This window comes from Kitasatospora sp. NPDC048286, from assembly GCF_043201735.1.
Lineage (GTDB): Bacteria > Actinomycetota > Actinomycetes > Streptomycetales > Streptomycetaceae > Kitasatospora.
In genome coordinates this window covers 36,837-60,871 of record NZ_JBICZE010000003.1, presented here as the reverse complement: position 1 = coordinate 60,871, position 24,035 = coordinate 36,837, and the positions used below count along the sequence as shown (strand labels likewise).

At 74.7% G+C, this 24,035-nt stretch carries 20 protein-coding genes and 1 riboswitch; of the genes, 10 read left to right on the top strand and 10 right to left on the bottom strand.

The genetic code is table 11. The features are described from left to right. Positions 1 to 1,234: sensor histidine kinase (locus tag ACGF13_RS08135; protein ID WP_392870272.1), on the bottom strand; the 1,234-nt coding region annotated here is incomplete at its 3' end. Positions 1,235 to 1,422: 188 nt separating this feature from the next. Here ACGF13_RS08135 and ACGF13_RS08130 point away from each other — a divergent pair. Both ACGF13_RS08130 and ACGF13_RS08125 read left to right on the top strand, forming a co-directional pair. Further along, positions 1,423 to 2,004, top strand: coding sequence for a hypothetical protein (locus ACGF13_RS08130; protein ID WP_392870269.1), 582 nt, complete (start codon positions 1,423 to 1,425; stop codon positions 2,002 to 2,004). 169 nt (positions 2,005 to 2,173) lie between these two features. Next, positions 2,174 to 2,944: a (2Fe-2S)-binding protein gene (locus tag ACGF13_RS08125; protein WP_392870266.1), complete on the top strand. Its 771-nt coding sequence runs from the start codon at positions 2,174 to 2,176 to the stop codon at positions 2,942 to 2,944. A 261-nt stretch (positions 2,945 to 3,205) separates the two neighbouring features. Here the strand turns inward: ACGF13_RS08125 and ACGF13_RS08120 are convergent, their stop codons facing one another. Further along, positions 3,206 to 3,958, bottom strand: coding sequence for a FadR/GntR family transcriptional regulator (locus ACGF13_RS08120; RefSeq protein ID WP_392870263.1), 753 nt, complete (start codon positions 3,956 to 3,958; stop codon positions 3,206 to 3,208). Between the two features lie 271 nt (positions 3,959 to 4,229). On the opposite strand from ACGF13_RS08120, the gene ACGF13_RS08115 reads away from it, so the two are divergent. The 3 genes from ACGF13_RS08115 to ACGF13_RS08105 all read left to right on the top strand — a co-directional run bounded on the left by ACGF13_RS08115 (position 4,230) and on the right by ACGF13_RS08105 (position 7,131). Next, a complete protein-coding gene (locus ACGF13_RS08115) occupies positions 4,230 to 5,774 on the top strand; it encodes an APC family permease (RefSeq protein ID WP_392870260.1) in 1,545 nt (514 codons plus the stop codon). 68 nt (positions 5,775 to 5,842) lie between these two features. Further along, positions 5,843 to 6,991, top strand: coding sequence for a CaiB/BaiF CoA transferase family protein (locus ACGF13_RS08110; RefSeq protein WP_392871633.1), 1,149 nt, complete (start codon positions 5,843 to 5,845; stop codon positions 6,989 to 6,991). After that, complete coding sequence (locus ACGF13_RS08105; RefSeq protein ID WP_392870257.1) at positions 6,988 to 7,131, top strand: hypothetical protein; 144 nt, start codon at positions 6,988 to 6,990, stop codon at positions 7,129 to 7,131. The genes ACGF13_RS08110 and ACGF13_RS08105 overlap by 4 nt, the downstream gene beginning before the upstream one ends. Positions 7,132 to 7,296: 165 nt before the next feature. On the opposite strand, the gene ACGF13_RS08100 is transcribed toward ACGF13_RS08105, so the two are convergent. The 5 genes from ACGF13_RS08100 to ACGF13_RS08080 all read right to left on the bottom strand — a co-directional run bounded on the left by ACGF13_RS08100 (position 7,297) and on the right by ACGF13_RS08080 (position 14,019). Continuing rightward, positions 7,297 to 8,349, bottom strand: coding sequence for a hypothetical protein (locus ACGF13_RS08100; protein ID WP_392870254.1), 1,053 nt, complete (start codon positions 8,347 to 8,349; stop codon positions 7,297 to 7,299). 169 nt (positions 8,350 to 8,518) lie between these two features. Beyond that, entirely contained in the window at positions 8,519 to 10,132 is a 1,614-nt protein-coding gene (locus ACGF13_RS08095) for an alpha-amylase family glycosyl hydrolase (RefSeq protein ID WP_392870251.1), read from the bottom strand. A gap of 226 nt (positions 10,133 to 10,358) precedes the next feature. Beyond that, a complete protein-coding gene (locus ACGF13_RS08090; RefSeq protein ID WP_392870249.1) occupies positions 10,359 to 11,075 on the bottom strand; it encodes a bifunctional 4-hydroxy-2-oxoglutarate aldolase/2-dehydro-3-deoxy-phosphogluconate aldolase in 717 nt (238 codons plus the stop codon). Then, positions 11,072 to 12,718 (bottom strand): amidohydrolase family protein, encoded by a 1,647-nt coding sequence (locus tag ACGF13_RS08085; protein WP_392870246.1) that lies wholly within the window; start codon positions 12,716 to 12,718, stop codon positions 11,072 to 11,074. Before ACGF13_RS08085 ends, ACGF13_RS08090 begins: the two co-directional genes overlap by 4 nt. Then, the gene (locus tag ACGF13_RS08080; RefSeq protein ID WP_392870243.1) at positions 12,718 to 14,019 is read right to left on the bottom strand and encodes an amino acid deaminase; all 1,302 of its coding nucleotides are present in this window, start codon (positions 14,017 to 14,019) and stop codon (positions 12,718 to 12,720) included. Before ACGF13_RS08080 ends, ACGF13_RS08085 begins: the two co-directional genes overlap by 1 nt. Positions 14,020 to 14,241: 222 nt before the next feature. Between ACGF13_RS08080 and ACGF13_RS08075 the strand changes: the two genes are divergently transcribed. The 4 genes from ACGF13_RS08075 to ACGF13_RS08060 all read left to right on the top strand — a co-directional run bounded on the left by ACGF13_RS08075 (position 14,242) and on the right by ACGF13_RS08060 (position 17,561). Beyond that, complete coding sequence (locus ACGF13_RS08075) at positions 14,242 to 15,435, top strand: sugar kinase (RefSeq protein ID WP_392870240.1); 1,194 nt, start codon at positions 14,242 to 14,244, stop codon at positions 15,433 to 15,435. Positions 15,436 to 15,466: 31 nt separating this feature from the next. Continuing rightward, positions 15,467 to 16,216: an IclR family transcriptional regulator gene (locus ACGF13_RS08070; protein ID WP_392870237.1), complete on the top strand. Its 750-nt coding sequence runs from the start codon at positions 15,467 to 15,469 to the stop codon at positions 16,214 to 16,216. 29 nt (positions 16,217 to 16,245) lie between these two features. After that, positions 16,246 to 16,692, top strand: a complete 447-nt coding sequence (locus ACGF13_RS08065; RefSeq protein WP_392870235.1) for a RidA family protein — start codon at positions 16,246 to 16,248, stop codon at positions 16,690 to 16,692. A 149-nt stretch (positions 16,693 to 16,841) separates the two neighbouring features. Next, on the top strand, positions 16,842 to 17,561 hold the full coding sequence (locus tag ACGF13_RS08060; protein ID WP_392870233.1) for a DUF2470 domain-containing protein: 720 nt from the start codon (positions 16,842 to 16,844) through the stop codon (positions 17,559 to 17,561). An 11-nt stretch (positions 17,562 to 17,572) separates the two neighbouring features. On the opposite strand, the gene ACGF13_RS08055 is transcribed toward ACGF13_RS08060, so the two are convergent. Then, a complete protein-coding gene (locus ACGF13_RS08055; RefSeq protein ID WP_392870231.1) occupies positions 17,573 to 19,120 on the bottom strand; it encodes an APC family permease in 1,548 nt (515 codons plus the stop codon). A gap of 361 nt (positions 19,121 to 19,481) precedes the next feature. Beyond that, on the bottom strand, positions 19,482 to 20,477 hold the full coding sequence (locus ACGF13_RS08050) for a peptidoglycan DD-metalloendopeptidase family protein (RefSeq protein WP_392870229.1): 996 nt from the start codon (positions 20,475 to 20,477) through the stop codon (positions 19,482 to 19,484). A 2-nt stretch (positions 20,478 to 20,479) separates the two neighbouring features. Further along, positions 20,480 to 20,617: riboswitch (cyclic di-AMP (ydaO/yuaA leader) on the bottom strand. A 353-nt stretch (positions 20,618 to 20,970) separates the two neighbouring features. On the opposite strand from ACGF13_RS08050, the gene ACGF13_RS08045 reads away from it, so the two are divergent. Further along, positions 20,971 to 22,512: an MFS transporter gene (locus ACGF13_RS08045; RefSeq protein ID WP_392870226.1), complete on the top strand. Its 1,542-nt coding sequence runs from the start codon at positions 20,971 to 20,973 to the stop codon at positions 22,510 to 22,512. Positions 22,513 to 22,553: 41 nt separating this feature from the next. Here the strand turns inward: ACGF13_RS08045 and purB are convergent, their stop codons facing one another. Then, positions 22,554 to 23,984 carry an adenylosuccinate lyase gene (gene purB, locus ACGF13_RS08040; protein WP_392870223.1) on the bottom strand — a complete coding sequence of 477 codons (1,431 nt, stop codon included), beginning with the start codon at positions 23,982 to 23,984 and terminating at the stop codon, positions 22,554 to 22,556. Positions 23,985 to 24,035 lie beyond the last annotated feature (51 nt).

Genomic DNA, 24,035 nt, shown 5'->3' with positions numbered 1-24,035 from the left:
AGCTGACCCGCCAGCCCGCGGGCGTGCCCGGGCCGGCGGTCACCGAGCCCCCGTGGGCGGCGGCGCGGGCGGCGAGTCCGGCCAGGCCGGTGCCGCCGGCGCCGGGGCGGCGGCGCAGCAGCGGCCTGCGGGCGGGGCCGCCGCCGTCGGTGACGGTCAGCTCGACGGCGCCGTCCGGGCCGGGGGCCACCCGGACGGTGACCTCGGTGGCCTGCGGGGCGTGCCGGCGGACGTTGGTGAGGGCCTCCAGGACCACGGCGTACGCGGTCGCCTCGGCCTCGGCGGACAGCAGGCCGGCGGTGCCGGGTGCCAGGTCGGCGGTGGCCCGCAGGGCGCCGGTGGCTCCGGTGGCTCCGAAGCGGGCGACCAGCTCGGGGAGGTCGGCCAGGCCCAGCCGGCGGGTGGTCGCCACGGAGGAGCGCTCCCCCTGCCCCGGCCCGCCGCCCCGACCGTCGGGCTCGCGCAGGGCGCCGACCATCTCGTCCATCGAGTCCAGCGCCCGCAGCCCGGCCTCCTCCAGTCGGCGCAGCAGCTCGGTGGTCTCCTCCGGTTCCTGGCCGGGGAGTTGGCCGGCCTGGGCCTCCAGCACGATGCCGGTGATCTCGTGCGCGACGAAGTCGTGCAGCCCCCGGGCCACCTCCAGGCGCTGCTCGCGCCGTGCCCGGGCGACGGCACGCTCCCGGCGGGCGTCCAGGACCCGCAGGTAGAGGGCCGCCGCCGCGACACCGAGCAGCGGCAGCAGCGAGAGCAGCACCCCGACCACCGGCCCGGCCGCGCCGCCCTGCGGCGTGCGCAGGGCGAACCGCAGCGGCAGCAGCACGGCCGCGAGCCCGACCAGGCCGCCGACCGGGCCGGCCCAGCGGTCGGGCAGTCGGCGGACGGCCCTGAAGAGCAGCCCGAGCAGGGCGAGCCACTCGAAGGGCAGCCAGAACGCGGGCAGCCGGTACGGCCCCGGGTAGACCACGTCGACCAGCAGCGAGACCGCGGCCACCACCGCGGCGGCCGGACCGAGGGTGATCCGCCCGACCGGCCACGGCAGCAGCGCCGCCACCACGGCGAGCACCGCCGTCAGGGCGAGCAGCGCGGCCGCTCCCCGGGCACCGGGCTGCGCCAGCAGGACGGGCGGCAGCAGGACGAGCGCGGAGACGGCGGCGAGCGGTCGGCGGATCCGGGCCGGCCGCGGCCGCCCGGGGTCGGTGGCCTCGGAGCGGGCGAAGGGAGAGTCGGTGCGCACCCGGCCGAGCCTACGGGCAGCTCTCCCGGGGGAGACGGGCTCCTCCTCCGGAGGGAGCGGTCCGCCGCCAACTCCCCTCCGCAGCGGGAGGTCCGGCCGGTCGGGCGGGAGCAGGATCGGTGGCGTCGGAACAACGGCGCGGGACCAGCCGCGCCGGAACGCCCGCACCGAAGGGGAAACGAACCGCCATGAACCGCCGTCTCGCCACCACCGCCGTCTCGCTGCTCCTCCTGGCCGCGACGGCCGCCACCGCCGCACCGGCCGCCGTCGCCGTGCCGACCCCCGCCGCACCGCCATCGGCTGCGGAACCGGCCGCCGCCGCGGGCGACTTCGGGCCGGTCAGCGTGCGCGGCACCGGCAACACCGTCCTCACCGCCTCGTTCCACGGCTTCGAGGGCGACCCGGTGCAGATCTCGGTGGACGCCCGCGCCACCACCAACACCGACCCGCGCAGCACCGCGGGCCACTTCCACGTCCGCCACGTGCACACCGACGGCCGGCTGGTCGCCGACTTCGAGGGCGACATCACCTGCCTGGCCGTCGGCGGTCGGGAGGCGATCGCCACCGGGGTGGTCACCAAGGGCGAGGCTCCGTGGTTCCCGGGCCTGGAGCTGACCGGCCAGAAGGTCGCGCTCTCGATGGAGGACAACGGACGGCGCGGGGACCGGATGGGCTGGGTCTGGGGCGTGTTCGGCCAGCCGGTCTCGGACTGCCAGGGCACGGTACCGTTCATCCGCACGACCGGTGGCGACTTCTCCGTGCGCGGCTGACACCCGGCCGACCGGGCCTGCCAGGGCCTCTCGGATCCGACCGGGGCCGACGGGGGCCGCGCGCCACCGTCCGAGCACCCGCAGACCTGGAGGCACCGTTGTCCCTCGACCGCCCGACCGCCCCGTCACGCGCGGGAGCGGTGCTCAACGACCGCACAGGGGACGGCCGTTGAGCACCGCTCCCGACCGGCGGCCGCCCGACTACGCCCGACTCGCGGCCGTCGGGCCGTACTTCGCGCTGGACACCTCGCCGGACGGACGGCCGCCCGAGGGCTTCCGGCCGCTGGCCGAGCTGTACGGCACCGGGCCCGACGCGCCCTTGGCGGCGCGGCTGCCGGTGGTGGCGCGCCGGCTCGGCACGGGCGAACCGCGGGTCGCCGCCTCGATCCTGCACCTGGGGCTGGCCGCCCGCTTCTGGTCGGTGGGGCTGGGCTCGGCCGTGCTGCTGGGAACGGTCCCGACGTTGGAGGACGCCTGGGTACGGATCCCCGACCAGGGCCCGCTCGACCTGTGGATCCCGCCGGAGCCCGCCCGGCCCGGCGACGGGCCGATCGGCGGACCGACCGAAGAACCGACCCCCGGGACGCTCGCCGACCGACTCCACGAGGCCGTTCTGCTCGGCCAGTTGGAGCCGCTGGCGGCGGCCGTCCGGGCCTTCGCCCCGCTCTCCCCGCGCCTGCTGCTGGGCAACGCCGCGTCCGCGCTGGCCGGGACACTGCGGGTGCTGGACGCCCACGCACCGGTCGCCGCACGGGCGTTGGCGGCGGAGCTGCTGGAGCGTCCGCCGCTGGCCGGCGCGGGCACCCTGCGCACCGGGCCGCGCGGCACGGCGTTCCGGCGGAACAGCTGCTGCCTCTACTACCGGGTCGGACCGGGCGCCGGGCTCTGCGGGGACTGCTGCTTCAGCACGCCGCCCGGGCGCGGGAAGCGGAACGACTAATACCTTCACAAATGAAGGTCATACCGGACCCGGGGGCCGCACCGGTCAGCCCGCACCGGTCGGCACCGGTCAGCCGGCCCCCTCAGCCCCGCACCACCGTCCAGTTCGGTGAGTACCGCGTCGACGGCGGCGGCGACCTGCCGGGCGCACCGCCGGACGGCGGCGAGCCCGGGGGGCGGCGGGCAGGGCGGTGCTGGACGCGCTGGTCATCGGGGGCTCCGGCGGCGGTGAGGGTTCCGGGACGGCGGTACGGCCCCCGGCTCAGCCGTCGTCCGCCAACTCCAGGTGGCGCCGGACCAGATGGTGCACGCAGGCCACCGCGTGCGCCTCGGCGGCGGCCCGGGCGCCGGCCGCGTCGCCGGCCAGCACGGCGACCAGGATCTCCCGGTGCTGCTCGGCGAACCGCTCCTGGTCCGGCCCATACGGGGCGGGCAGCCAGAGCAGCGGGCCGAGCTCGGCCTGCAGCCGGACGGCGAGCTGGGTGAGCCGCACCGACTGGGCGGCGACGGCGAGTTCGATGTGGAAGCGGGCGTCGGCCCGGCGCTGCTCGGCGGGCCCGGCGGCGTCCCGCAGGTCGTGCACCAGCCGGGTGAGCCTGGGGCCGAGGTCCGCCGGGGCGCGTTCGGCGGCGAGTCGGGCGGCGGTGCCGAAGACGGCCAGCTCCTCGTCGCCGAGGTCGCGCAGGTCGACGGTGGCGAGGTCGCGCAGCCGGGCGAGCTGGAGGTGCGGGGAGCCCTCGACGGGGGTGCGGACGAAGCTGCCGCCGTTGCGGCCGCGCCGGGTCTCGATCAGTCCGGCCTCGCGGAGCAGCGCGAGGGCCTCGCGGACGGTGCCGTTGGCGACGCCGAGTTGGTCGGCCAGGTCGTTCTCGCTGGGCAGTTGGTCCCCGTCGGCGACCAGCCCGAGGGCGATCGCCTCGGTGATCCGGCGGGCCACCGCGTCGGCGCGCCCGAGGTCGGCGAGCGGCGCGAGGACGGCGCTGAGCAGCGGGGTCGCACTGCCGATGGTCGTCATGCCTGCCCCTCCTCGTTCACCGCCGCCGAGCCGCCACCAAGCCGCCGCCCGGTCGTCACCGGGCACGTCGCCCTCGCCACCTGGTCACTGCCGAGTCGCCGCCGGTTCACCGTCCGACCGGATGTTTCCCGCAGGGTACCTCCCGGTCGAGCGCGCACTCTTGCCGCTAGAAACCCAATCTCGTATGTTTTCCCGCAGCCTCGGCCCGCACAGCACCCCGCACTCCCGTAGCGCTCCCCCACGCATCACGACACGTTCCCAGGAGCAGGTCATGACCGATGCCCGTGCCCGTGCCACCCTCCACTCCCCCGACCCGGACGCCGAACGGCTGGCCGCCCTCGGCTACACCTCCGAGTTCAAGCGCGACATGAGCCTCTGGGCGAACTTCTCGCTCGGCTTCACCTACCTCTCCCCCGTCGTGGGGGTGTACACACTCTTCGCCTCCTCGCTCCGGACCGCCGGGCCGCCGATGGTCTGGAGCTTCCTGATCGCGGGCCTCGGCCAGCTGCTGGTGGCCCTGGTGTTCAGCGAGGTGGTCGCCCAGTTCCCGGTGGCCGGCGGGGTGTACCCGTGGGCGCGCCGGCTCTGGGGCCGCACCTGGGGCTGGCTGACCGGCTGGGTCTACCTGCTGGCGCTGATGTCCACCATCGCGGCGGTCTCCTACGGCGCCGGCCCCTACGTGGCCGTCCTGCTGGGCGTCGAGCCGAGCACCGCGACGACCGTCTGGTGCGCACTCGGCCTGCTGGCCCTCGCCACCGTGATCAACCTCAAGGGCACCCGGGTGCTGTCGGCGGCGGCGATGATCGGCTTCGCCGCCGAGCTGCTCGGCGCCCTGGCGGTCGGCGCCTGGCTGCTGCTGACCCACCGCTACCACGGCCTCGGCGTGGTCTTCGACCGCTTCGGCGCGGGCCGCGACGGCGACTACGCCGACGCCTTCCTGGCCGCCGGGCTGATCGCGGTCTTCCTCTTCTTCGGCTTCGAGGCCTGCGGCGACGTCGCCGAGGAGGTGCCCAACCCGGGTCGACAGATCCCCAAGTCGATGCGGCGCACCATCTACGTCGGCGGCGCGGCCGCGATCGGCGTCAGCCTGGCCCTGGTGATGTCGATCCGGGACATCGGGGCGGTGGTCTCCGGCGACGACACGGACCCGGTGGCCACGGTGCTGCACGAGGCCTTCGGCGCGGCCGGCGCCCGGGTGGTGATCGGCGTGGTGCTGATCTCCTTCCTGTCCTGCGTGCTGAGCCTCCAGGCGGCGGCGAGCCGGCTCACGTACTCCTTCGCCCGGGACCGGATGATCGTGGGCAGCCGGCTGCTGGCCACGGTCTCGGACCGGCTGCGGGTGCCGCCGTACGCGCTGCTGCTCGCCGCGGCGCTGCCCGGCGTGATCATCGTGGGTGCCTCGGCGCTCTCCGAAGGCGCCCTCACGAAGATCATCTCCTTCTCCAGCATCGGCATCTACCTGGCCTTCCAGATGGTGGTGCTGGCCGCCCTGCGGGCCCGGCTGCGCCGCTGGCGCCCGAGCGGGGACTTCCGGCTCGGCCGCTGGGGCCTGGCGGTGAACGTCGGCGCGCTGGTCTACGGCGTCGCCGCGATCGTCAACATCTGCTGGGGCCGCACCCCCGACGCCGCCTGGTACGACAACTACCTGGTACTGCTCTCGGCGGTGGTGGTGCTCGCGGCCGGCGGCCTCTACCTGCTGCTGGCCCGCCCGCACCTGCGTGGCGACGCCCCCTCGGGCGACGCCACGGCCGCGGACGGCGCGACGGCCGCGGACGGCGCGACGGCCACCGCCGGAGCGACCGGGGGCCGGACGTGACCGGGCTCCCGCTGGACGGCGTCCTGGTCGCCGACTTCGGCCGGGTCCTCGCCGCGCCGTACCTGACCATGCTGCTGGCCGACCTCGGCGCCGACGTGATCAAGGTCGAGCAGCCCGGCACCGGCGACGACACCCGCGCGTGGGGCCCGCCGCACGCCCAGGGCGAGGCCACCTACTTCCTCTCCGTCAACCGCAACAAGCGCTCCCTCGCCCTCGACCTGCGCGACCCGGCCGACCACGCCCGCGCCGTCGAACTCGTCCGCCGCGCCGACGTGCTGGTGGAGAACTTCCGCCCCGGCACGATGGCCCGCCACGGCCTCGGCCCGGACCGCGCCCAGGCCCTCAACCCGCGCCTGGTCTACTGCTCGATCACCGGCTTCGGTTCCGGCAGGGGCGCCGAACTGCCCGGCTACGACCTGCTGGTGCAGGCGGTCGGCGGCCTGATGTCGGTGACCGGGCCGGCCCCCGGCGAGCCGGTGAAGACCGGCGTCGCGATGGTGGACGTGCTGACCGGGCTGCACGCGGCGGTCGGCGTGCTGGCCGCGCTGCGCGAGCGCGAGAGCACCGGCCGGGGCCAGCTGGTGGAGCTGAACCTGCTCTCCACGCTGCTCTCCGGCCTGGTCAACCAGTCCGCCGGCTACACGCTGGCCGGCGCCGTGCCGGGCATCCTCGGCAACCGCCACCCGTCCATCGCCCCGTACGAGGTGTTCACCGCCGCCGACCGCCCGCTGGTCGTCGCGGTCGGCAACGACCGGCAGTTCGCCGCGCTCTGCCAGGGCGTAGGCGCCCCCGAACTGGCCGACGACCCGCGCTTCGCCACCAACTCCGACCGGGTCGCGCACGTGACCGCGCTGGCCCGCGAGCTCACCGCCAGGCTCGAACGCCGCACCGCCGCCGAATGGTTCGCCGTGCTCACCCCGCTCGGCGTGCCCTGCGGCCCGGTCAACGACCTGGCCGAGGCCTTCGACCTCGCCGACTCACTCGGCCTGCACCCCCGGGCGCCGCTGCCCGGCCCGGACGGACGGCCGCTGGACCTGGTCGCCAACCCGATCGGCCTCTCCCGCACCCCGCCCCGCTACCAGCTGCCCCCGCCCCGGCTCGGCGAGCACACCGCCGAGCTGGCCGCCTGGCTGGACGCCCCGTACGACGCGCACCGGCACGACGCGCCCGCGCACGACGGGCCCACGCACGACAAGGACCTCGAGGACCGCCCATGAGCACCCCGCACAGCACCGGCACCGCCCTGGCCGACCCGCTCGACCTGATCGACTTCGCCACCCTGCTCACCGACGAGGAGCGCGAGATCCACACGCTGGTGGTCGGCCAGGCGCTCACCGGGCAGGCCGCCTACCGGTAGAACCCGCCCCAACCGGGCACCCGTTCGGCCGCCCGGTCGACGGAACCCGTCCGGGCACGTGCCGAGGCCCGCGTCCGGCTTGTCCAGAGCCGGGCGCGGGCCTCCGATCCCCACCTTCGGTGCCGATGCCCGTGGCACCGGGTGAAGCTCCTCCGAGGGGCGCGGTCAGACCGCGACCGCCTCCTCCATCTCCTCCTCGGCCTCCTGCGGCGTCTCCACCGGACGGCGCCCTCGGCCCTCGTACATCGCCGCGGCCACCACGGCCGCCCCGCCGAGCAGCAGCCAGACCAGCAGGGTCACGACGTTCCCGCCGAGGCCCGCGCCGCCGTCGAAGTACAGGACGCTGCGCGCGCCCTCCAGGAAGCCGGCGCCCGTCCAGAAGCCGTGCAGGCCGCCGAAGAACCCGTTCTGCAGCTCGGGCCGGTAGATGCCGCCGGAGGAGGTGAAGTTCAGCATCACGAAGAGCACCATCATGACCAGCGTGGTCCACTTCCGCAGGAAGCTGTGCAGACCGATGCCGATCAGCACGATGCCCGCCGAGTAGAGCCAGCCGAGCGCCCAGACCGCCGCGAGGTCGTGGTCGACCACGTGGAAGACCGGCCCGGCGGTGACGATCCCGATCACACTGACCGCCAGCGAGACCGCCAACCCGACCAGCGCCCGGACCTTCATGCTCAGCCCGGCGCCGGCGGCACCGATCACCGCGACGCTGGCGTAGGAGCCTATGCTCAGCGCGACCAGCAGGAAGAACAGGCCCTGTCCGGTCGGGTCGCCCTCGGCCGGGGTGGTCAGGTCGGTGACGTGCAGCGGCACGCCCTGCCGGTCGGTGACGTTGGCGAAAACCGCCGTGGCGGCCACCACCGAGGTCTCCGAGTTCCCCTTGGCGACGATCAGTTCGGGGTTCCTGGCGTCCGGTACGAAGGCGCCCACCAGGTCCCGGTCGCGCAGCTGCTGCTCGGCGGCGGCCCGGTCGGCCACGGTGCGGACGTCGAGCGCGTCCCCGGCCTTGCCCTGGATCGCCTGCGCCAGGCCCTGCGCCTGCTGGGTGGTGCCGACCACGGCCACCTTGAGGTGGTGCGGCTCGGGCTGGTGGAAGGCGCCCAGGTAGGCGAGTGCCATGCCCAGGCACATCAGCAGCGGGGTGATCAGGTGGATGGCCAGGTGCTTGAGCGAGTGCCCCAGGGTGGGCGCTGCGGCGGGGTTCCGGGGTGTGCTCATGGCGTTCGTACCGTCCTCCGGTGGTGTCTCTCGATGGCAGAAGGTGGCAAATACAACCAATATGGGTGGTGAATGCAACCAACTATCGATGTAGCTTACAACCATCCGGCGATGATCGGAAGCCGGGCCCCGCACGCCGACCGACGCGGCCCGGCTCCCTCATCCGCACTCAGCCCAGGTCGAACACCCCGTACGAGAACCCGTCCGCCCGCAGCTCGCCGTCCGCGAGTCGCACACCCTGGACGTCCAGCGACCGGAGGCCCCCCGGCCGACCCGACGGGCCCGAGAGGCCCGACAGGCCCGACAGGCGCACGGAAGCCGGCTCCCGGCGCGGGTTGACCGCCACCAGGTACCGCCCGGCCCGGGTGTACACCAGCGGGTAGCCGGCGTGCCGGACCTCCACCCCGCCGGCCGAGCCCAGCCCCGGGTGCGCCCGGCGCAGCGCGATCAGCCGCCGGACGGTGTGCAGCAGCGAGGTCGGATCGGCGCGCTGGGAGAGCACGTCCGGGCGGTGCGGGTCCGGGTCCACCGGCAGGTACAGCCGCTCGGGCGGGGCACTGGAGAAGCCGGCGGTGGGGCCGGGCATCCACTGCATCGGGGTGCGTGAGCCGGCCCGGTTGAACCGCGGTCCGAGCACGCTGCCCTCGGTGTCGGGAAGGCCCGGCAGGTAGCGCATGCCGATCTCGTCGCCGTAGTAGACGGCCGGGAGGGTGGGCCAGGTGAGCAGGAACGCGAAGGCGGGAGCGAGTTGCTCCGCGGTGCGCGGGCCGGTGGCCAGGCGGGAGAAGTCGTGGTTGGCGGTGGGCAGCACCACGTGCCCGCTGCCCTCGGTGAGTTCGGCGGCGCAGCGCCAGGCGTCCAGGAAGGGCTGCGGGGTGCCCCGGCCCTCGGCCTCGAAGTAGCAGGCCTCCTGGTGCCAGAACTCCTCGACCGTCCCGCCGTTGTTGTTCCAGAGCGATCGCAGGGGCAGGCCGTCGTCCTCCCCGCCGAAGTGCAGGAAGAAGTCGGCGTGGAAGCCGGCCGCGACGGCGGCGGCCGGGTCGCCCCACTCGGCGAGCAGGACGGCCTCGGGGTGGGCGCGGTCCAGCCAGTCCCGCAGCTCGGTCCAGAGCTTGGCGGTCTCGGCCTTGCCCGGGTCGTCCTTGACCAGCGAGTAGGCCATGTCCACCCGGAAGCCGGACACCCCGAGACCGAGCCAGTGCGCCATGATCGCGCGCAGCGCCGCCCGGTTGGCGCGCGGGCCGTCCGCGTCCACCGCCTGGCGCCAGGGCTCCTCCGAACTGCTGCGCGCGTAGCCGAAGTTGAGCGCGGGCTGGAAGTCGAAGAAGTTCGGCCGGTACCAGCCGGGCCGGCTGCCGGGCGAGGCGACGAAGCCGTCCACCGGGCGGTCCGACCAGATGTACCGGTGGTCGGACGGGTCCCCGGCGGAGGCCAGGAACCAGGGGTGGCGGTCGGAGGTGTGCCCGGCCACCAGGTCCAGCAGGACCCGGATGCCCCTGCGGCGGGCGGCCTCGACCAGGGCCGTCAGGTCCTCGGCGCTGCCGTAGCGCGGGGCGGGGGCGAGGTAGTCGGTGACGTCGTACCCGGCGTCGCGGAACGGCGAGGCGAAGCAGGGGTTGAGCCAGACGGTGTCGACGCCGAGCCAGGCGAGGTGGTCCAGGTGCTCGGCGATGCCGGCGAAGTCGCCGATGCCGTCGCCGTCGGAGTCGGCGAAGCTCTGCGGGTAGATCTGGTACAGCACGGCGTCGGCGAGCCAGTCGGGGCCGGGGCGGGTCGAGGTCATGGGCGGTTCCTCCTACCGGGGTCCGGGGGGCCGGGGCCTGGCCGGGCGGGGCTGAGCCGGGACGGGCTCGGCCGGGGCCGAGCCGGGGCGCCCCCGATTCTCGTCCAATCCCGGCCGTCCCGACAGCCCGCCTCGCCCCGCCGCCGCCTGCGCCTCGGGGCCCGCACCGCGGCGGGGCCCCCACCGCGGCGAGGCCCGCACCGGGCCGCCGCGAGCCCGCCCCCCCCTACGAGAACGCCCCCGCGCAGGCCGCCGTGAACACCCGGGCCCGCCGGGTGATCTCGGCCCAGTCCCCCGCCGCGACCACGTCCGGCGGCACCACGTCCGTCCCGGCGCAGACCGCGAGCGCGCCGTGCGCCAGGAACTCGGCGGCGTTGCCCGCGTTCACCCCGCCGGAGGCCACCAGCGGCACGTCGGGGTACGGGCCGCGCAGGTCCCTGAAGTAGCCGGGGCCGAACGACCGGGCCGGGAAGATCTTCACGGCGGCGGCGCCGAGGTCCACCGCGTGCGCCACCTCGGTCGGGGTGAGCGCCCCGAGCACCACCGGCACCCCGGCGGCGGCCGCCGCCTCGGCCACCTCGGGCCGGCAGCCCGGGGTGACCAGGAAGGACGCCCCGGCCTCGACCCCGCGCCGGGCCTGCTCGGCGGTCAGCACCGTCCCGACGCCGACCCGCCGGCCCGCCCTCGACGCCCTGAGCAGATGATCCGTCACATCCGGCGTGGTGTAGGTGAATTCGGTCAGGGTGATGCCGCCCTCGGCGAGGGCGTCGCAGAGCGCGGCGGCGTCCGGGATCCGGGGCGCGCGGACCACCGCGATCACCGGTTCGGCGCGCAGCAGCTCGCGCAGCGGCTCGCTCGACGGCTCACGCGGCGGCTTGCTCGGCGGCTTGCTCGACGGCTCACGCAGCGGCGAGGGATCGGTCGGGGCGGAGAGCTCGGTCATATGGCCAGGGTTCCTCGGTCGGTTCGACGCAGGGCGCGCCCCGGCCGGGCGCCGGTGGTGCGACCCTGCCGGACGACGGCGGTGCCGTTGACGTACACGTACTCGATGCCCTCGGCCGGCAGCCGGGGGTGCTCGAAGGTGGCGGCGTCCCGGACCTTCCCGGGGTCGAGGAGCACCAGGTCGGCGTGGTGGCCGGGGGCGATCCGGCCGCGCCGGTCCAGCCCCAGCCGGGCGGCGGGGCGCCCGGTCATCCGGGCGATCGCCTCCTCCAGCGTCAGTACGCCCAACTCCCGGCTGTAGTGGCCGAGGTAGCGCGGGAAGGTGCCCCAGGCGCGCGGGTGCGGCCGGGCGCCGACCAGCAGCCCGTCGCTGCCGACGGTGTGCGCGCGGTGGCGCATGATCGCCCGGACGTTCTCCTCGTGCCCGACGTGCTGGAGGATCGTGGTGGCCAGCTCGTCCCGGCGCAGCAGGTCCAGGAACACCTCGGTGCCGGTCCACTGCTCCTCCTCGGCCAGTTCGGCGACGGTGCGGCCGACCACCCCGGCGAGCGAGGCCGCGCGCACACCGGAGATCTGGATCGTCGTCCAGTCGGTGACCACCCCGTGGCAGCCGTCGCTGCCCTTCTCCTCCACCTCGTACCGGATCTTCGCGCACTGCGCCGGGTCGGTGAGCCGCTCCAGCGTCGCGGCCGGGCCGCCCTCGGTGGCCCAACTCGGCAGCAGCGCGGCCAGGGTGGTGGATCCGGGCAGGTAGGGGTAGCTGTCCAGGGTGAGGTCGACTCCGTCGGCGAGCGCCCGGTCGAGGAGCTCCAGCAGTTCGCCGGCCCGGCCCCGGTTGAGCCCGAAGTTCATCGTGGCGTGGGTCAGGTGCAGCGCGCACCCGCTCTGCCGGGCGATCTCCACCATCTCCGCGTAGCCCTCCAACGCCCCCGCACCGTACGAGCGTTGGTGCGGCGCGTGGAAGCCGCCGTAGGCCGCGACGACGGTGCACAGCTCGACCAGCTCGGCGGTGTCCGCGTACATCCCGGGGGTGTAGCTGAGCCCGCTGGACATGCCGACCGCGCCGTCCAGCAGGCTCTTCGCCAACACCTGCCGCATCCGGTCGAGTTCGCCGGAGGTGGGCGGGCGGTTGGCCCAGCCCATGGCGAGCATCCGCAGGGTGCCGTGCGGGACGAGGTAGCAGGCGTTGACGGCGACACCGGTGCGGTCGATCCGCTCCAGGTATCCGGCGACGTCCCGCCAGTCCCAGTCGAATCCGTCCGGATCGCCGTTCCAGCCCGCGAGTTGGCGGCGCAGCGCGGGCAGCGTGGTGTCGTCCGCCGGGGCGTAGGACAGGCCGTCCTGGCCGAGCACCTCGCAGGTGACGCCCTGGGTGACCTTGGCCGGGTGCTCCGGTTCGAGCAGCAGGGCGAGGTCGGAGTGGGCGTGCATGTCGATGAAGCCGGGGGCCAGCACCAGCCCGTCGGCGTCCACCGCCTCGGGGGCGTCGAGGCCCTCGCCGATCTCGGTGATCAGGCCGTCCGCGATCCGGACGTCCGCCCGGTAGCGGTCCGCGCCGGTGCCGTCCACCACGGTGGCACCGCGGAAGACCGTCGCTCCCCTGCCGCGCCCCGCGTCCGGGCGGGCCGTTCTCTCCCCGGGCATCAGAAGAACGTCCTGACCAGGCCGGTGACCTTCGGCTCGGCCGCGTCCGCGGAGTCCAGCACCGGGATCGCCGTCCACTTGTCGAAGGCCGTGCACGGGTGGGAGACGCCCAGCCGCAGCACCGCGCCGATCGGCGCGAGGTCGCCCGCGTCGCGGAGGAAGGCGTGCTGGTCGTTGAGCGCGGTGATCCGGGCCGTCGTGCCGGTCAACTCGGCTCCGCCGCGTACCCGTTGCGGCTCGGGCAGGCCCTCGTCGAAGGGCAGGTCGCGCTTGCCGGCGTCCAGCAGCGCGAGCTGCGGCTCGGGCCGGGAGACCACCCGGGCCCAGCCGTGCAGTGCGCCGCGGAACGGCGTCCGCCCGCCGTGCCGGGCCAGCGGGGAGATGCCCCGGTAGAAGCCGTCGTCGTGGGCGATGTACGCGCCCGAGCGCAGCACCACGAAGGCCTCCGGCAGCTTCGCCAGCTCCTCGGCCACCAGGTCGAAGTAGGCGCTGCCGCCGGCCGAGACCACCGGCCGGGTGTCCTGCGGGTAGGCGTCCGCCAGCCGGCCGTACAGCTCGCCGAGGTCCCGCAGGTAGCCGCGGACGGTGGCCAGCGCCTCGGCCGAGGCGTCGTGCGCGAGCGCGCCCTCGTACCCCCCGACGCCCGCCAGGCGCAGGGTGGGGGCGCGCAGCACGGCGGCGGCGACCTCGGCGGCGGCGTCCACGCCGCGGGCACCGGTCCGCCCGCCCGGACCGCCCAGCTCGACCAGCACCTCGACCGGCCGCTCGGCGCCGGCGGCGCGCAGCGCCTCGTCCATCAGCCGCACGCTCTCGGCGGAGTCGACCCAGGAGAGGAAGGCGAAGTCCGGGTCAGCGGCGAGTTCGTCGGCGAGCCAGGCCAGTCCGGCGGGTTCGAGCAGGGTGTTGGCGAGCAGGATGCACTGCACCCCGAAGGCCCGGGCGATCCGCACCTGGGGCAGGTTGGCGAGGGTGATGCCGTGGCTGCCGGCGTCGAGCTGGGCCTGCCAGAGCGCGGGCGCCATGGTGGTCTTGCCGTGCGGGGCGAGCGCGACGCCCGCGTCGGCGCACCAGTCGGCCATGGTGCGGACGTTGTGGTCGAGGGCGGAGCCGTCGAGGGTGAGCAGCGGGGTGCCGAGCGTGGAGAGGGTGGGGCCGGTGGCGAGCCACTCCCGCGTGGTGCGGCCCCACGACTGCGGCGGAGCGGCTTTGAACCGCCAGTCGAGCGGCTCGTCGGCCAGGGCGGCCACCGCCCCGCGGGCGATGCCCGGCCCGGTGCCGTTGCTTGCGAAGGTCTGCTCCACCGTCTTCCTCCATCCGCACAAGTTGCAACATGCGCAACGAGGGTTGCACATGCTGGCAACACGGTTCTAGCATCGGCGCCGGATCACGGTCAACGGACCTGACTCCCGGTCAACGGGGTCGACTCACGTCCGGCGCTCACCGACGACGCGGCGCCGACGTGCAACGAGTCGGCCCGGTGGGCCCGCTCTCGACGGAACGGCCGCAGACGAGGAGCCCCACACATGCCGCGACAGGACACCCAGGGCCCGACCCGCCCCGGTCCTCCCCCGACGGCCGTGTGTGTGGGCGAGTCGATGGCCGTCCTGCTGCCGGACCGCCCGGGCCCACTGGAGTCGGTGGAGAGCTTCCGGCTGTCCGTCGGCGGCGCGGAGTCCAACGTGGCGGGCGCGCTGGCCGCGCACGGCGTGCCGACCGCCTGGATCAGCCGGGTCGGCGACGACGGCTTCGGCCGCCGGCTGCTCGCCGAGGTCGCCGCCCGAGGCGTGGACGTCTCGGCGGTCGCCGTCGACCCGCACCGCCCGACCGGCCTCTACCTCAAGGAGGTCGGTGGCACCACCGGCGACCGCCACGACCTCGGGCCCGGCCGCAGCCGGCTGCACTACCACCGGCGGGGCTCCGCGGCCGCCGCGCTCTCCCCGGACCTGCTCGCCGACCCCGCCGCCGCCGCGCTGCTGGCCGGCGCCCGACTGCTGCACCTGTCCGGCATCACCGCCGCCCTCTCCGACGGCTGCCTGGCCCTGCTGCGCGGCCTGCTCGCCGAGCGCCGCCCGAACCGGACGGTCAGCTTCGACCTCAACTGGCGTCCCTCGCTCTGGCGCGAGCGCGACCCGGCCGTGCTGCCACCGCTGCTGAACGCCGCCGACCTGCTGCTGCTCGGGGCGGACGAGGCCGAGGCCGCCTTCGGCACGGGCGACCCGGCCGCCCTGCGCCGCCGCTTCCCCGGCCCGGCCACCGTCGTGGTCAAGGAGGCCGCCCGGCAGGTGACCGTCCTGGACCGGGACGGTACGGCGGTCACCGAGCCGGCCCTCGCGGTCGAGGTGGTCGAGGCCACCGGCGCGGGCGACGCCTTCGCGGCCGGCTACCTGGCCGGCACCGTCCGGGGCCTGGACCAGCGGCGCCGGCTGCGGCTCGGCCACCTGAGCGCCGCCTGCGCCCTGACCGCCCACGGCGACCAGGCCGAGTTGCCGGACGCCGCCGTGGTGAGCGCGCTGCTCGACGCCACCCCCGCCCAGTGGGCCGCCACCCGGGTCACCGCGGCGGGCATCACCGGCCCGGCCCTGCCCGCCGGCCACCGGCGCCAGACCGACCGGGCGCCGTCCACCGACCGGACCCGGTCCGCCGAGCAGGCGCGGTCCACCGACCGGCCCCAGTCCGCCGACCGGCCCCCGTTCACCGACCGGGCCCGGGCACAATGAGCAGGAACCCCAGCCCTCGAAGCGGAGCACGATGAGCCAGACCGTCACCCGCGCGCTGCGCATCCTCGCCGAGCTCGGCGAGGGCGAGCGCTCCCTCGACCAGCTCGCCGAGGTGCTCGGCGTCCACAAGACGACCGTGCTCCGACTGCTGCAGAGCCTCGAAGAGGAACGATTCGTCTATCGCGACGTGGCCTACCGCTACCACCTGGGCGCCGGCCTCTTCGCACTCTCCGGCCTGGCCCTGGAGCAGCGCGGCGTGCGCCGGATCGCCGCCCCGCACCTGGCCGAGCTGAACGCCGCCACCGGCCAGACCGTGCACCTGGCCGCGTACGAGGGCGGCGAGGTGGTCTACATCGACAAGTTCGACTCCCGCCACCCGGTCAGGATGTACTCCCGGATCGGCCTGCGCGCCGCCCTGCACAGCGCCGCCGTCTCCAAGGTGCTGCTGGCCGACCTGCCGCTGCCCGAGCGGCGCCGGGTGGTGGCCGGGATCGACTTCACCCCGCACACCGAGCGCACCCTGACCACGCCCGAGGCGCTGCTCGCCGAGCTGGAGAAGGTCGCCGCCCAGGGCTGGGCGCAGGACCACGCCGAGCACGAGGCCTTCATCAACTGCGTGGCCGCGCCCGTCCGGGACGCCAGCGGACGGGTGGTCGCCGCCGCCTCGATCTCCGTCCCGGACATGGTCCTGCCGTACGAGCAGGTGCTGGACCTGCTCCCCCAGCTGCTCGCCACCACCCGCGCCGTCTCGGCCGACTGCGGCCGCCCCGACCACAACTGACGAACCGTCAAGCACAGCAAAGGAACCCGATGTCCTCCGAGCACCCGCAGACCGACGAGCACTCCCGGACCGACGGGAAGGTCGAGATCCGCACCGACGGCGCCCCCGCCCCCGCCTGGATGTTCTCCCAGGGCGTCCGCAAGGGCCCGATCCTCCAGGTCTCCGGCCAGGGCCCGCAGGACCCGGCCACCGGTGAGTACCTCCACCACGGCGACGTGAAGGCGCAGACCCGCCGCACGCTGGAGAACGTCAAGGCCATCGTCGAGGCCGGCGGCGCCACCATCGAGGACGTGGTGATGTTCCGCGTGTACCTCACCAAGCGGGCCGACTTCCCGCTGATGAACGAGGTCTACGCCGAGTTCATCGACGAGAACATCAAGCCCGGCGGCGTGAAGCCGTGCCGCACCACCGTCTTCGTCGAGCTTCCGCAGGAGCCGATGCTGGTCGAGATCGACGCCCAGGCCGTGGTCGGCTGACCGCCCCCGCCCCCCGGAGGGCCCGGACGCCTGCCGCGCGTCCGGGCCCTTCGGCCTGTCCGGCCGCCCGCCACACCCCCGACCGCCCGCTTGCCACACCTCCAGCGGAATATTAGGTTAGGCTCACCTAACTAACTGGAGGTCCGCCCATGAGCCTGCCCACCGGCGACACCGAGGCCCCCGAGCCCACCACCGCCGAACGGATCCACAGCCTGCTCAGCACGACCTCCTCGCTCACCGTCCGAGCCCTGGGCGAGCACCACCACCTGGACACCCCGGTCTCCGTCCACGGTTCCCGGCTGCGGCTGCGCACCGCCCTGGACGACCCGCTCACCGCGGCCGCCGCCGGCGCCACCGACGGCCTCGCCGTCGTCCTCGACGTCACCGACGTCTCCCCCGTCGCCGTCCGCGACCGGGTCCGTGCCCGCCTGACCCTGGCCGGCCGACTGCACCTGGCCCACCTCGCCGACGACGGCCTCAGCGTCCACCTGCGGGTGGACGTCGCCCACGCCGTCCTCGCCACCCCGTACGGCACCGGCGCGGTCACCGCCGCCGACCTCGCCGTCGCCGTCCCCGACCCGATGGCCCGGCACGAGGCCGCGATGCTCACCCACTTCGCCGACGACCACGCCGAGGCACTCGACGTCCTCACCCGCCTGCTCGACCCGGCCGTACTGGTCCACGGCCCGGAGGTCCGCCCGCTCGCCCTGGACCGCCACGGCCTGGTGCTGCGCCTGGACCACCCATACGGTCACCGCGACGTCCGCCTGGTCTTCTCCGAACCCGCCCGGGACACCGAGGAGTTCGGCCACCGGATGCACGAGCTGCTGGCCGCCGCCCAGTACGGCCTGCCGGTCCACCGACGCTGACCCCCGTCCCGTCACCGCTCGACCGCGTCCTCCAGCACCACCCGCCCGATCCGCACGTAGAGTTCCGGCCGCCACCGGCGCACCGCGAGCGCCAGCGCCACCCCGCCCGCGAACACCCCGATCACCAGGTACGGGATCAGCCGGAACAGCAGCGTGTGCGCCGCCGCCCCGGCCGCGGCGTCCTTGTTGAGCACCAGCAGCACCACCACCCCGGCCATCGCCACCCCGCCCACCAGCGGCGCGACCAGCGTCCGGAACCAGTGGGCGGTCTCCGGGTGCCGCCCCCGCACGTGGAAGTACCCGACCACGGCGAAGGAGCAGAGCGTCTGCACGACCAGGATCGCCATCGTCCCGAGCAGCGCCAGCAGCGTGTACAGGTGCGCGTACGGGTCCATCCCGGCCGCCAGGAACCCCGCCACCAGCCCCACCGCGATCACCGACTGCACCACCGAGGCGACGTGCGGCGAGCCGTGCCGCGGATGGGTGCGGCCGAGCCCCCGGTGCAGCAGCCCCTCCCGCCCGATCGCGTACAGGTAGCGGGCCGCGCACTGGTGGAAGGCCATCGCGCAGGCGAACGAGCCGGTGACGACCAGCCATTGGAACACCTTCACCGCCCAGGCCCCCAGGTGCGCGCCGAGCGGGTCGAAGAACAGGTTGTTGCCGTCCTTGCCCGGCACCGCGCCGCCCGCCACCGCGATCGCCCGCTCGACCCCGTTGCCGGACACGATCATCCAGGACACGAAGACGTAGAGCAGCCCGACCCCGATCACCGACACCAGCGTCGCCCGCGGCACCACCCGCTTCGGGTCGCGGGACTCCTCGCCGTACATCGCGGTGGACTCGAACCCCACCCAGGACCAGAACGCGAAGAACAGGCCGAGCCCCGCCGCGGCCGCCGAACTCCCCACCCCCCTCAGCGCGTTCAGCGGGTTCACGGCCGCGAGCACGATCCCGTCCGGGCCGCCGCCGGAGAACAGCACGGCGAACGAGACCGCACTCAGCACCCCGATCTCCAGCACCAGCGCGACCCCGAGCACCTTGGCCGTCAGGTGCAGGTCGAACCAGGCCATCACCCCGATCACCGCCGCCCCGGACAGCGCGTACCAGCCCCAGCCCAGCTCCACCCCCAGCTGCGAACGGACCAGCCCGCGCAGCGAGTACGCGAAGAAGCCGAGGGCCGAGGCCTCGGTGACGACGTACGCGAGCACCGCGAGCAGCCCCGAGGCCATCCCGACCACCCGGCCCAGCCCGTGCGAGACGTAGCCGTAGAACGCGCCGGCCGCGGTGATGTGCCGGGCCATCGCCACGTAGCCGACCGAGAACACCGTCAGCACCACGGTCGCCACGACGTACGCGGCGGGCGCGCCGACGCCGTTGCCCTGCCCGACGATGATCGGCAGGTTGCCGGTCATCGCGGTGATCGGGGCGGCGGTGGCGAGCGCCATGAACACCACGCCGACCAGGCCGACCGAATCGGCCTTCAGCCGGTCGACCCCGTCCTCCCCGGGTCGCTCCCGGCCGGCCGTCCTCCCCGCCACGCCCCCACTCCGGACCGCCATCCGCCCTCCTCGCCTCCGGACCCGCCCGCCCGGCCGGACCGACCGGGCGCTGACCGTCCGCCAGCATGACGTGCCGCGGCCACCCGGCGATGCCCCCGAACCCCTCCGTGACACCGGAGTTGACGCCGCGTTCGACCCGTCCGAACGAACCCGGGAACAGCCGGGCGGCGCGGAAACGGCAGTGGCCGGCCCGGCCGCACGAGGAGTCCTCGTACGGCCGGGCCGGCCTGGGCGTGTCCCGCGCCCATGTCCGCCGTGCGGCGATCACCCGGTCGAGCGGTCACCCGACATGACCATCCCGGAGGATCGTTTCGCCCCGCAGCGACGGTGGTTCCGGAAACCCTCGGAGTTCAGCCGTGGGTCAGAGCGCGACGCCGTGCGCGCGCAGGTAGGCGACCGGGTTGATGTCCGAGCCGTACTCCGAGCCGTTGCGGATCTCGAAGTGCAGGTGCGGGCCGGTCACGTTGCCGGTGGCGCCGGAGAGGCCGATCTGCTGGCCGACGGTGACGGCCTGACCGATCCTCACACCGATCGAGGAGAGGTGCGCGTACTCGGCGTAGTGGCCGTCGGCGAGCTTGATCTCGACCTCGTTGCCGTAGGCGCCGCCGTTGCCGGCCTTGACCACGACACCGTTGGCGATGGCGCGCAGCGGGGTGCCGGTGGAGGCGACGAAGTCCTGGCCGGTGTGGTGGCCGGAGGCCCACATCGAGCCGGCCACGCCGTAGGCGGTGCCGAGCCTCGGGTTGGCCAGCGGGGCGACGAAGCCGGAGGTGGCGGCGGCGACCGGAGTGGCGGTCACGGCCTGGGCCGGGGTGGCGACCTGCAGCTGGGTCTGCAGCTGCGCGGACGGCTTGGCGACCTCGGTCCGCACCTGGACCTGGTCCTGCGCCTTGGCGGCCTGGGTCGCGGGAGCGGCCGGGGCGGCCGGGGCGGCGGGCTTCGCCGGAGCGGAGTCGGCCGACGGCGCGACGGCGTGGCCCGGCAGCGCGAGCTGCTGGCCGGCGAAGATCAGGTTCGGGTTGGCACCGACGACCGAGCGGTTCCGCTCGTACAGCGCGTGCCAGCCGCCCTCGACGTTCTTGACCTCGGCGATCTTGGACAGGGTGTCACCGCTGACGACGCGGTAGCTCTCCTGCGCGGCCCGGGCGGCCGGAGCGGTGGCCGGAGCAGCGGCCGGAGCGGCCGACTCGGCGCCGGCGGAGGCGGCGGCCTGCGCGACCGGCGCGGCCGGAGCGGTGTGGGCCTGGGCACTCATCGCGGTGACGAGCGGGAGGGCGAAGGAGACACCGGTGACGGCGGTGGCGATGCCGATGCGGGCGGCGCGGGGCAGGGCGATACGACGAGCCTGAGCAGGCATGGAAGTTTCCTCTCCGACGCCTGCGAGGTGAGCTGTCGGGTTCGGGCTGGAGTTGCCCGGCCGCATGCGCGGCTTCACCCCTAGCCGGTCCTGGACGCCCGCGCCCTGAGGCGCGAACTCCGGTCCGGCGACTTACCTGTGGGTCCCCCGCTCCTGCCGTACAGAGTTCGTTTCGAACCACCGGGCAGCGGCAGGACTCGGCGTTCCACCCGGCGGATCCGTCCGGACTGGCCGGGCGGTCGCTGAACTAAAACCCATCCGTTCGGGTGAAGCAATGTCGATCTTTGAAAGCGCAACCATTCCCCCTCCCCCGGTGACCCTCCGCAGGCCGGAGCCCACCATCCGTACACAATCCATTCACCCCCCGCCACTGATCCACGACCCTGCGCCGAGATCCGCGACGCTGCGCAGCCGCCTACTCACACCCCGCCCACCGTCAACACACCCACCGGTGACCCTTGTCACGTGCGCCTCGGCAGCGCAGGATTCGCCCGTGGCCACCTCAGAGGCCGGCACCCTGCGCCTGAGCACCGCGCAGGGCCGCTGGGTACTACTGGCGACGGTGCTCGGCTCCAGCATGGCGATGCTCGACGGCACCGTGGTGAACGTCGCCCTGCCCCGGATCGGCGCCGACCTCGGCGCCTCCCTCGCGTCCCTGCAATGGACCCTGAACGCCTATCTGCTCACCCTGGCGGGCCTGATCCTGCTCGGCGGCGCACTGGGCGACCGCTACGGGCGGCGCAAGGTCTTCCTGATCGGCGTGGTCTGGTTCGCCATCGCCTCCGCCGCCTGCGCCGCCGCACCGAACATCCACGTGCTGATCGCCGCCCGCGCCGTCCAGGGCATCGGCGGAGCACTGCTCACCCCCGGCTCGCTCGCCATGCTCCAGGCCGTCTTCCACCCTGACGACCGCTCGGCGGCGGTCGGCCTCTGGTCCGGCCTGGGCGGGGTGTCGGCCGCGGTCGGCCCGTTCCTCGGCGGCTGGCTGGTGGACGGACCCGGCTGGCGCTGGATCTTCCTGCTGAACCTGCCGCTCGCCGCCGCCGTGATCGCCGTCGCCACCCGGTCGGTGCCGGAGAGCCGGGACAAGGACGCCTCCGGCCGCTTCGACGTGCTCGGCGCCGTGCTCGCCGCCCTCGCCCTCGGCGCGATCACCTACGCGCTGACCGCGGCCGGCGAGGGCCTGTCCCCCACCGTCTGGGTCAGCGGGGTGATCGGGGTGGCGCTCGGCGTCGCCTTCGTGGCCGTCGAGCGCCGCGCACCCGAACCGATGCTGCCGCTCGGCCTCTTCTCCTCCCGGCTGTTCACCGCGGTGAACCTGGTCACCCTGTGCGTGTACGCGGCGTTCAGCGGCGTCTTCTTCCTGCTGGTGGTGCAGCTCCAGATCGTGTCGGGGTTCTCGCCGCTGGTCTCGGGCTTCGCCCTGGTGCCGATCACCGTGCTGATGCTGCTGCTGTCCGCCCGTGCCGGACGCCTCGGCAAGCGGATCGGCCCGCGCATCCCGCTCACCGTCGGCCCGATGCTGTGCGCCGCCGGGGTGCTGCTGATGCTGCGCATCGGCCCGGACTCCTCGTACTGGGTGGACGTGCTTCCCGCCGTCACGGTGCTGGGCTGCGGCATGACGCTGCTGGTCGCACCGCTGACGGCGACCGTGCTGGCCGCCGTCGAGGTCCGCCACGCGGGCATCGCCAGCGGGGTCAACAACGCCGCCGCCCGCGCGGCCGGCCTGCTCGCGGTGGCCGCCCTGCCGGCGCTGGCCGGGCTGAGCGGCGACGCCTACCGGGTGCCCGCCTCGGTCGACGCCGCCTTCCACACCGCCATGCTGATCTGCGCGGGCCTGCTGGTCGCCGGCGGGCTGATCGCCTCCGCGACCGTACGGGGCAACGTGCTCGCCCCCGAGGAGCAGCCGGTGGCCGAGCCGAACTGCGACTGGCCGTGCGGGCCCACCGCCCCGCCGCTCGACCCGGGCCACGTCCCCGTGACGCGCGAGGGCCCCGCCACCGGTCCGGCGGCGGGGCCCTCACCCAAGGGCTGACGCTACGTCAGAAGGCGCTTCCTGTCAGGGAATGCCGCCCGTCAGAGAATGTCGCCGGGCGCGTACTTGGCGGCCTCCGGGTAGGCGGCCGCGACGGCCTCCACCCGGCGGACGACCTCGGCGACCTGGGCGCCGGCCGCGCCGGTGAAGGACAGCTTGTCGGCCAGCAGCGCGTCCAGGGCGGCCCGGTCCAGCGGGATCCGCTCGTCGGCGGCCAGCCGGTCCAGCAGCTCGTTCTCCCGGGCGCCGGCGCGCATCGCCAGCGCGGAGGCGACGGCGTGCTCCTTGATGACCTCGTGCCCGGTCTCCCGGCCGACGCCCGCGCGCACCGCGCCCATCAGCACCTTGGTGGTGGCGAGGAACGGCAGGTAGCGGTCCAGCTCGGCCTCGATCACGGCGGGGAAGGCGCCGAACTCGTCGAGGACGGTCAGGAAGGTCTCCAGCAGGCCGTCGAAGGCGAAGAACGCGTCCGGCAGCGCGACCCGGCGCACCACCGAGCAGGAGACGTCGCCCTCGTTCCACTGGTCGCCGGCCAGCTCGCCGGTCATCGAGGCGTAGCCGCGCAGGATGACGGCCAGGCCGTTGACGCGCTCGCAGGAGCGGGTGTTCATCTTGTGGGGCATCGCGGAGGAGCCGACCTGGCCCTCCTTGAAGCCCTCCGTCACCAGCTCGTGGCCGGCCATCAGGCGGATGGTCTTGGCCAGGCTGGACGGCGCGGCGGCCAGCTGGACGAGGGCGGTGAGCACCTCGAAGTCCAGCGAGCGCGGGTAGACCTGGCCGACGCTGGTCAGCGCGCGGTCGAAGCCGAGGTGCCCGGCGACCCGGCGCTCCAGCTCGGCGAGCTTCTCGGTGTCCCCACCGAGGAGGTCCAGCATGTCCTGGGCGGTGCCGACCGGGCCCTTGATCCCGCGCAGCGGGTAGCGGGCGATCAGCTCCTCCAGGCGGCGGAAGGCGACCAGCAGCTCGTCGGTGATCGAGGCGAACCGCTTGCCCAGGGTGGTGGCCTGCGCGGCCACGTTGTGCGAGCGGCCGGCCATGACCAGCTCGGAGTGCTGGGCGGACAGCTTGGCCAGACGCACCAGCACGGCCACCGTGCGGTCCCGCACGTGCTCCAGGGACTGGCGGATCTGGAGCTGCTCGACGTTCTCGGTCAGGTCCCGGGACGTCATGCCCTTGTGGATCTGCTCGTGCCCGGCGAGCTCGCTGAACTCCTCGATGCGGGCCTTCACGTCGTGGCGGGTGATCCGCTCACGGGCGGCGATCGAGCCGAGGTCGACCTGGTCGATCACCCGCTCGTAGTCGGCGACGGCCGTCGCCGGCACCTCGACGCCGAGGTCCTGCTGGGCCTTCAGGACGGCCAGCCACAGGTGGCGCTCGAGGACCACCTTGTGCTCGGGGGACCACAGCTGGGCCAGGGTCGCCGAGGCGTACCGGGAGGCCAGGACATTGGGGATCTGGGGCTTCGCGCTCACGCTTCGCAAGGGTAACAGCCGAGGTCACGCCGGACGTCGGCGGATGGGGTA

What these genes read in the sequence shown, in the direction of transcription:
- ACGF13_RS08070 (WP_392870237.1), top strand. Translation starts at nt 15,467, where the DNA reads ATGAGCCAGACCGTCACCCGCGCGCTGCGCATCCTCGCCGAGCTCGGC.
- ACGF13_RS08085 (WP_392870246.1), bottom strand. Translation starts at nt 12,718, where the DNA reads ATGCCCGGGGAGAGAACGGCCCGCCCGGACGCGGGGCGCGGCAGGGGA.
- ACGF13_RS08110 (WP_392871633.1), top strand. Translation starts at nt 5,843, where the DNA reads ATGCTGCTGGCCGACCTCGGCGCCGACGTGATCAAGGTCGAGCAGCCC.
- ACGF13_RS08095 (WP_392870251.1), bottom strand. Translation starts at nt 10,132, where the DNA reads ATGACCTCGACCCGCCCCGGCCCCGACTGGCTCGCCGACGCCGTGCTG.
- ACGF13_RS08130 (WP_392870269.1), top strand. Translation starts at nt 1,423, where the DNA reads ATGAACCGCCGTCTCGCCACCACCGCCGTCTCGCTGCTCCTCCTGGCC.
- ACGF13_RS08075 (WP_392870240.1), top strand. Translation starts at nt 14,242, where the DNA reads ATGCCGCGACAGGACACCCAGGGCCCGACCCGCCCCGGTCCTCCCCCG.
- ACGF13_RS08055 (WP_392870231.1), bottom strand. Translation starts at nt 19,120, where the DNA reads ATGGCGGTCCGGAGTGGGGGCGTGGCGGGGAGGACGGCCGGCCGGGAG.
- ACGF13_RS08120 (WP_392870263.1), bottom strand. Translation starts at nt 3,958, where the DNA reads ATGACGACCATCGGCAGTGCGACCCCGCTGCTCAGCGCCGTCCTCGCG.
- ACGF13_RS08115 (WP_392870260.1), top strand. Translation starts at nt 4,230, where the DNA reads ATGACCGATGCCCGTGCCCGTGCCACCCTCCACTCCCCCGACCCGGAC.
- ACGF13_RS08050 (WP_392870229.1), bottom strand. Translation starts at nt 20,477, where the DNA reads ATGCCTGCTCAGGCTCGTCGTATCGCCCTGCCCCGCGCCGCCCGCATC.
- ACGF13_RS08090 (WP_392870249.1), bottom strand. Translation starts at nt 11,075, where the DNA reads ATGACCGAGCTCTCCGCCCCGACCGATCCCTCGCCGCTGCGTGAGCCG.
- ACGF13_RS08060 (WP_392870233.1), top strand. Translation starts at nt 16,842, where the DNA reads ATGAGCCTGCCCACCGGCGACACCGAGGCCCCCGAGCCCACCACCGCC.
- ACGF13_RS08065 (WP_392870235.1), top strand. Translation starts at nt 16,246, where the DNA reads ATGTCCTCCGAGCACCCGCAGACCGACGAGCACTCCCGGACCGACGGG.
- ACGF13_RS08105 (WP_392870257.1), top strand. Translation starts at nt 6,988, where the DNA reads ATGAGCACCCCGCACAGCACCGGCACCGCCCTGGCCGACCCGCTCGAC.
- ACGF13_RS08100 (WP_392870254.1), bottom strand. Translation starts at nt 8,349, where the DNA reads ATGAGCACACCCCGGAACCCCGCCGCAGCGCCCACCCTGGGGCACTCG.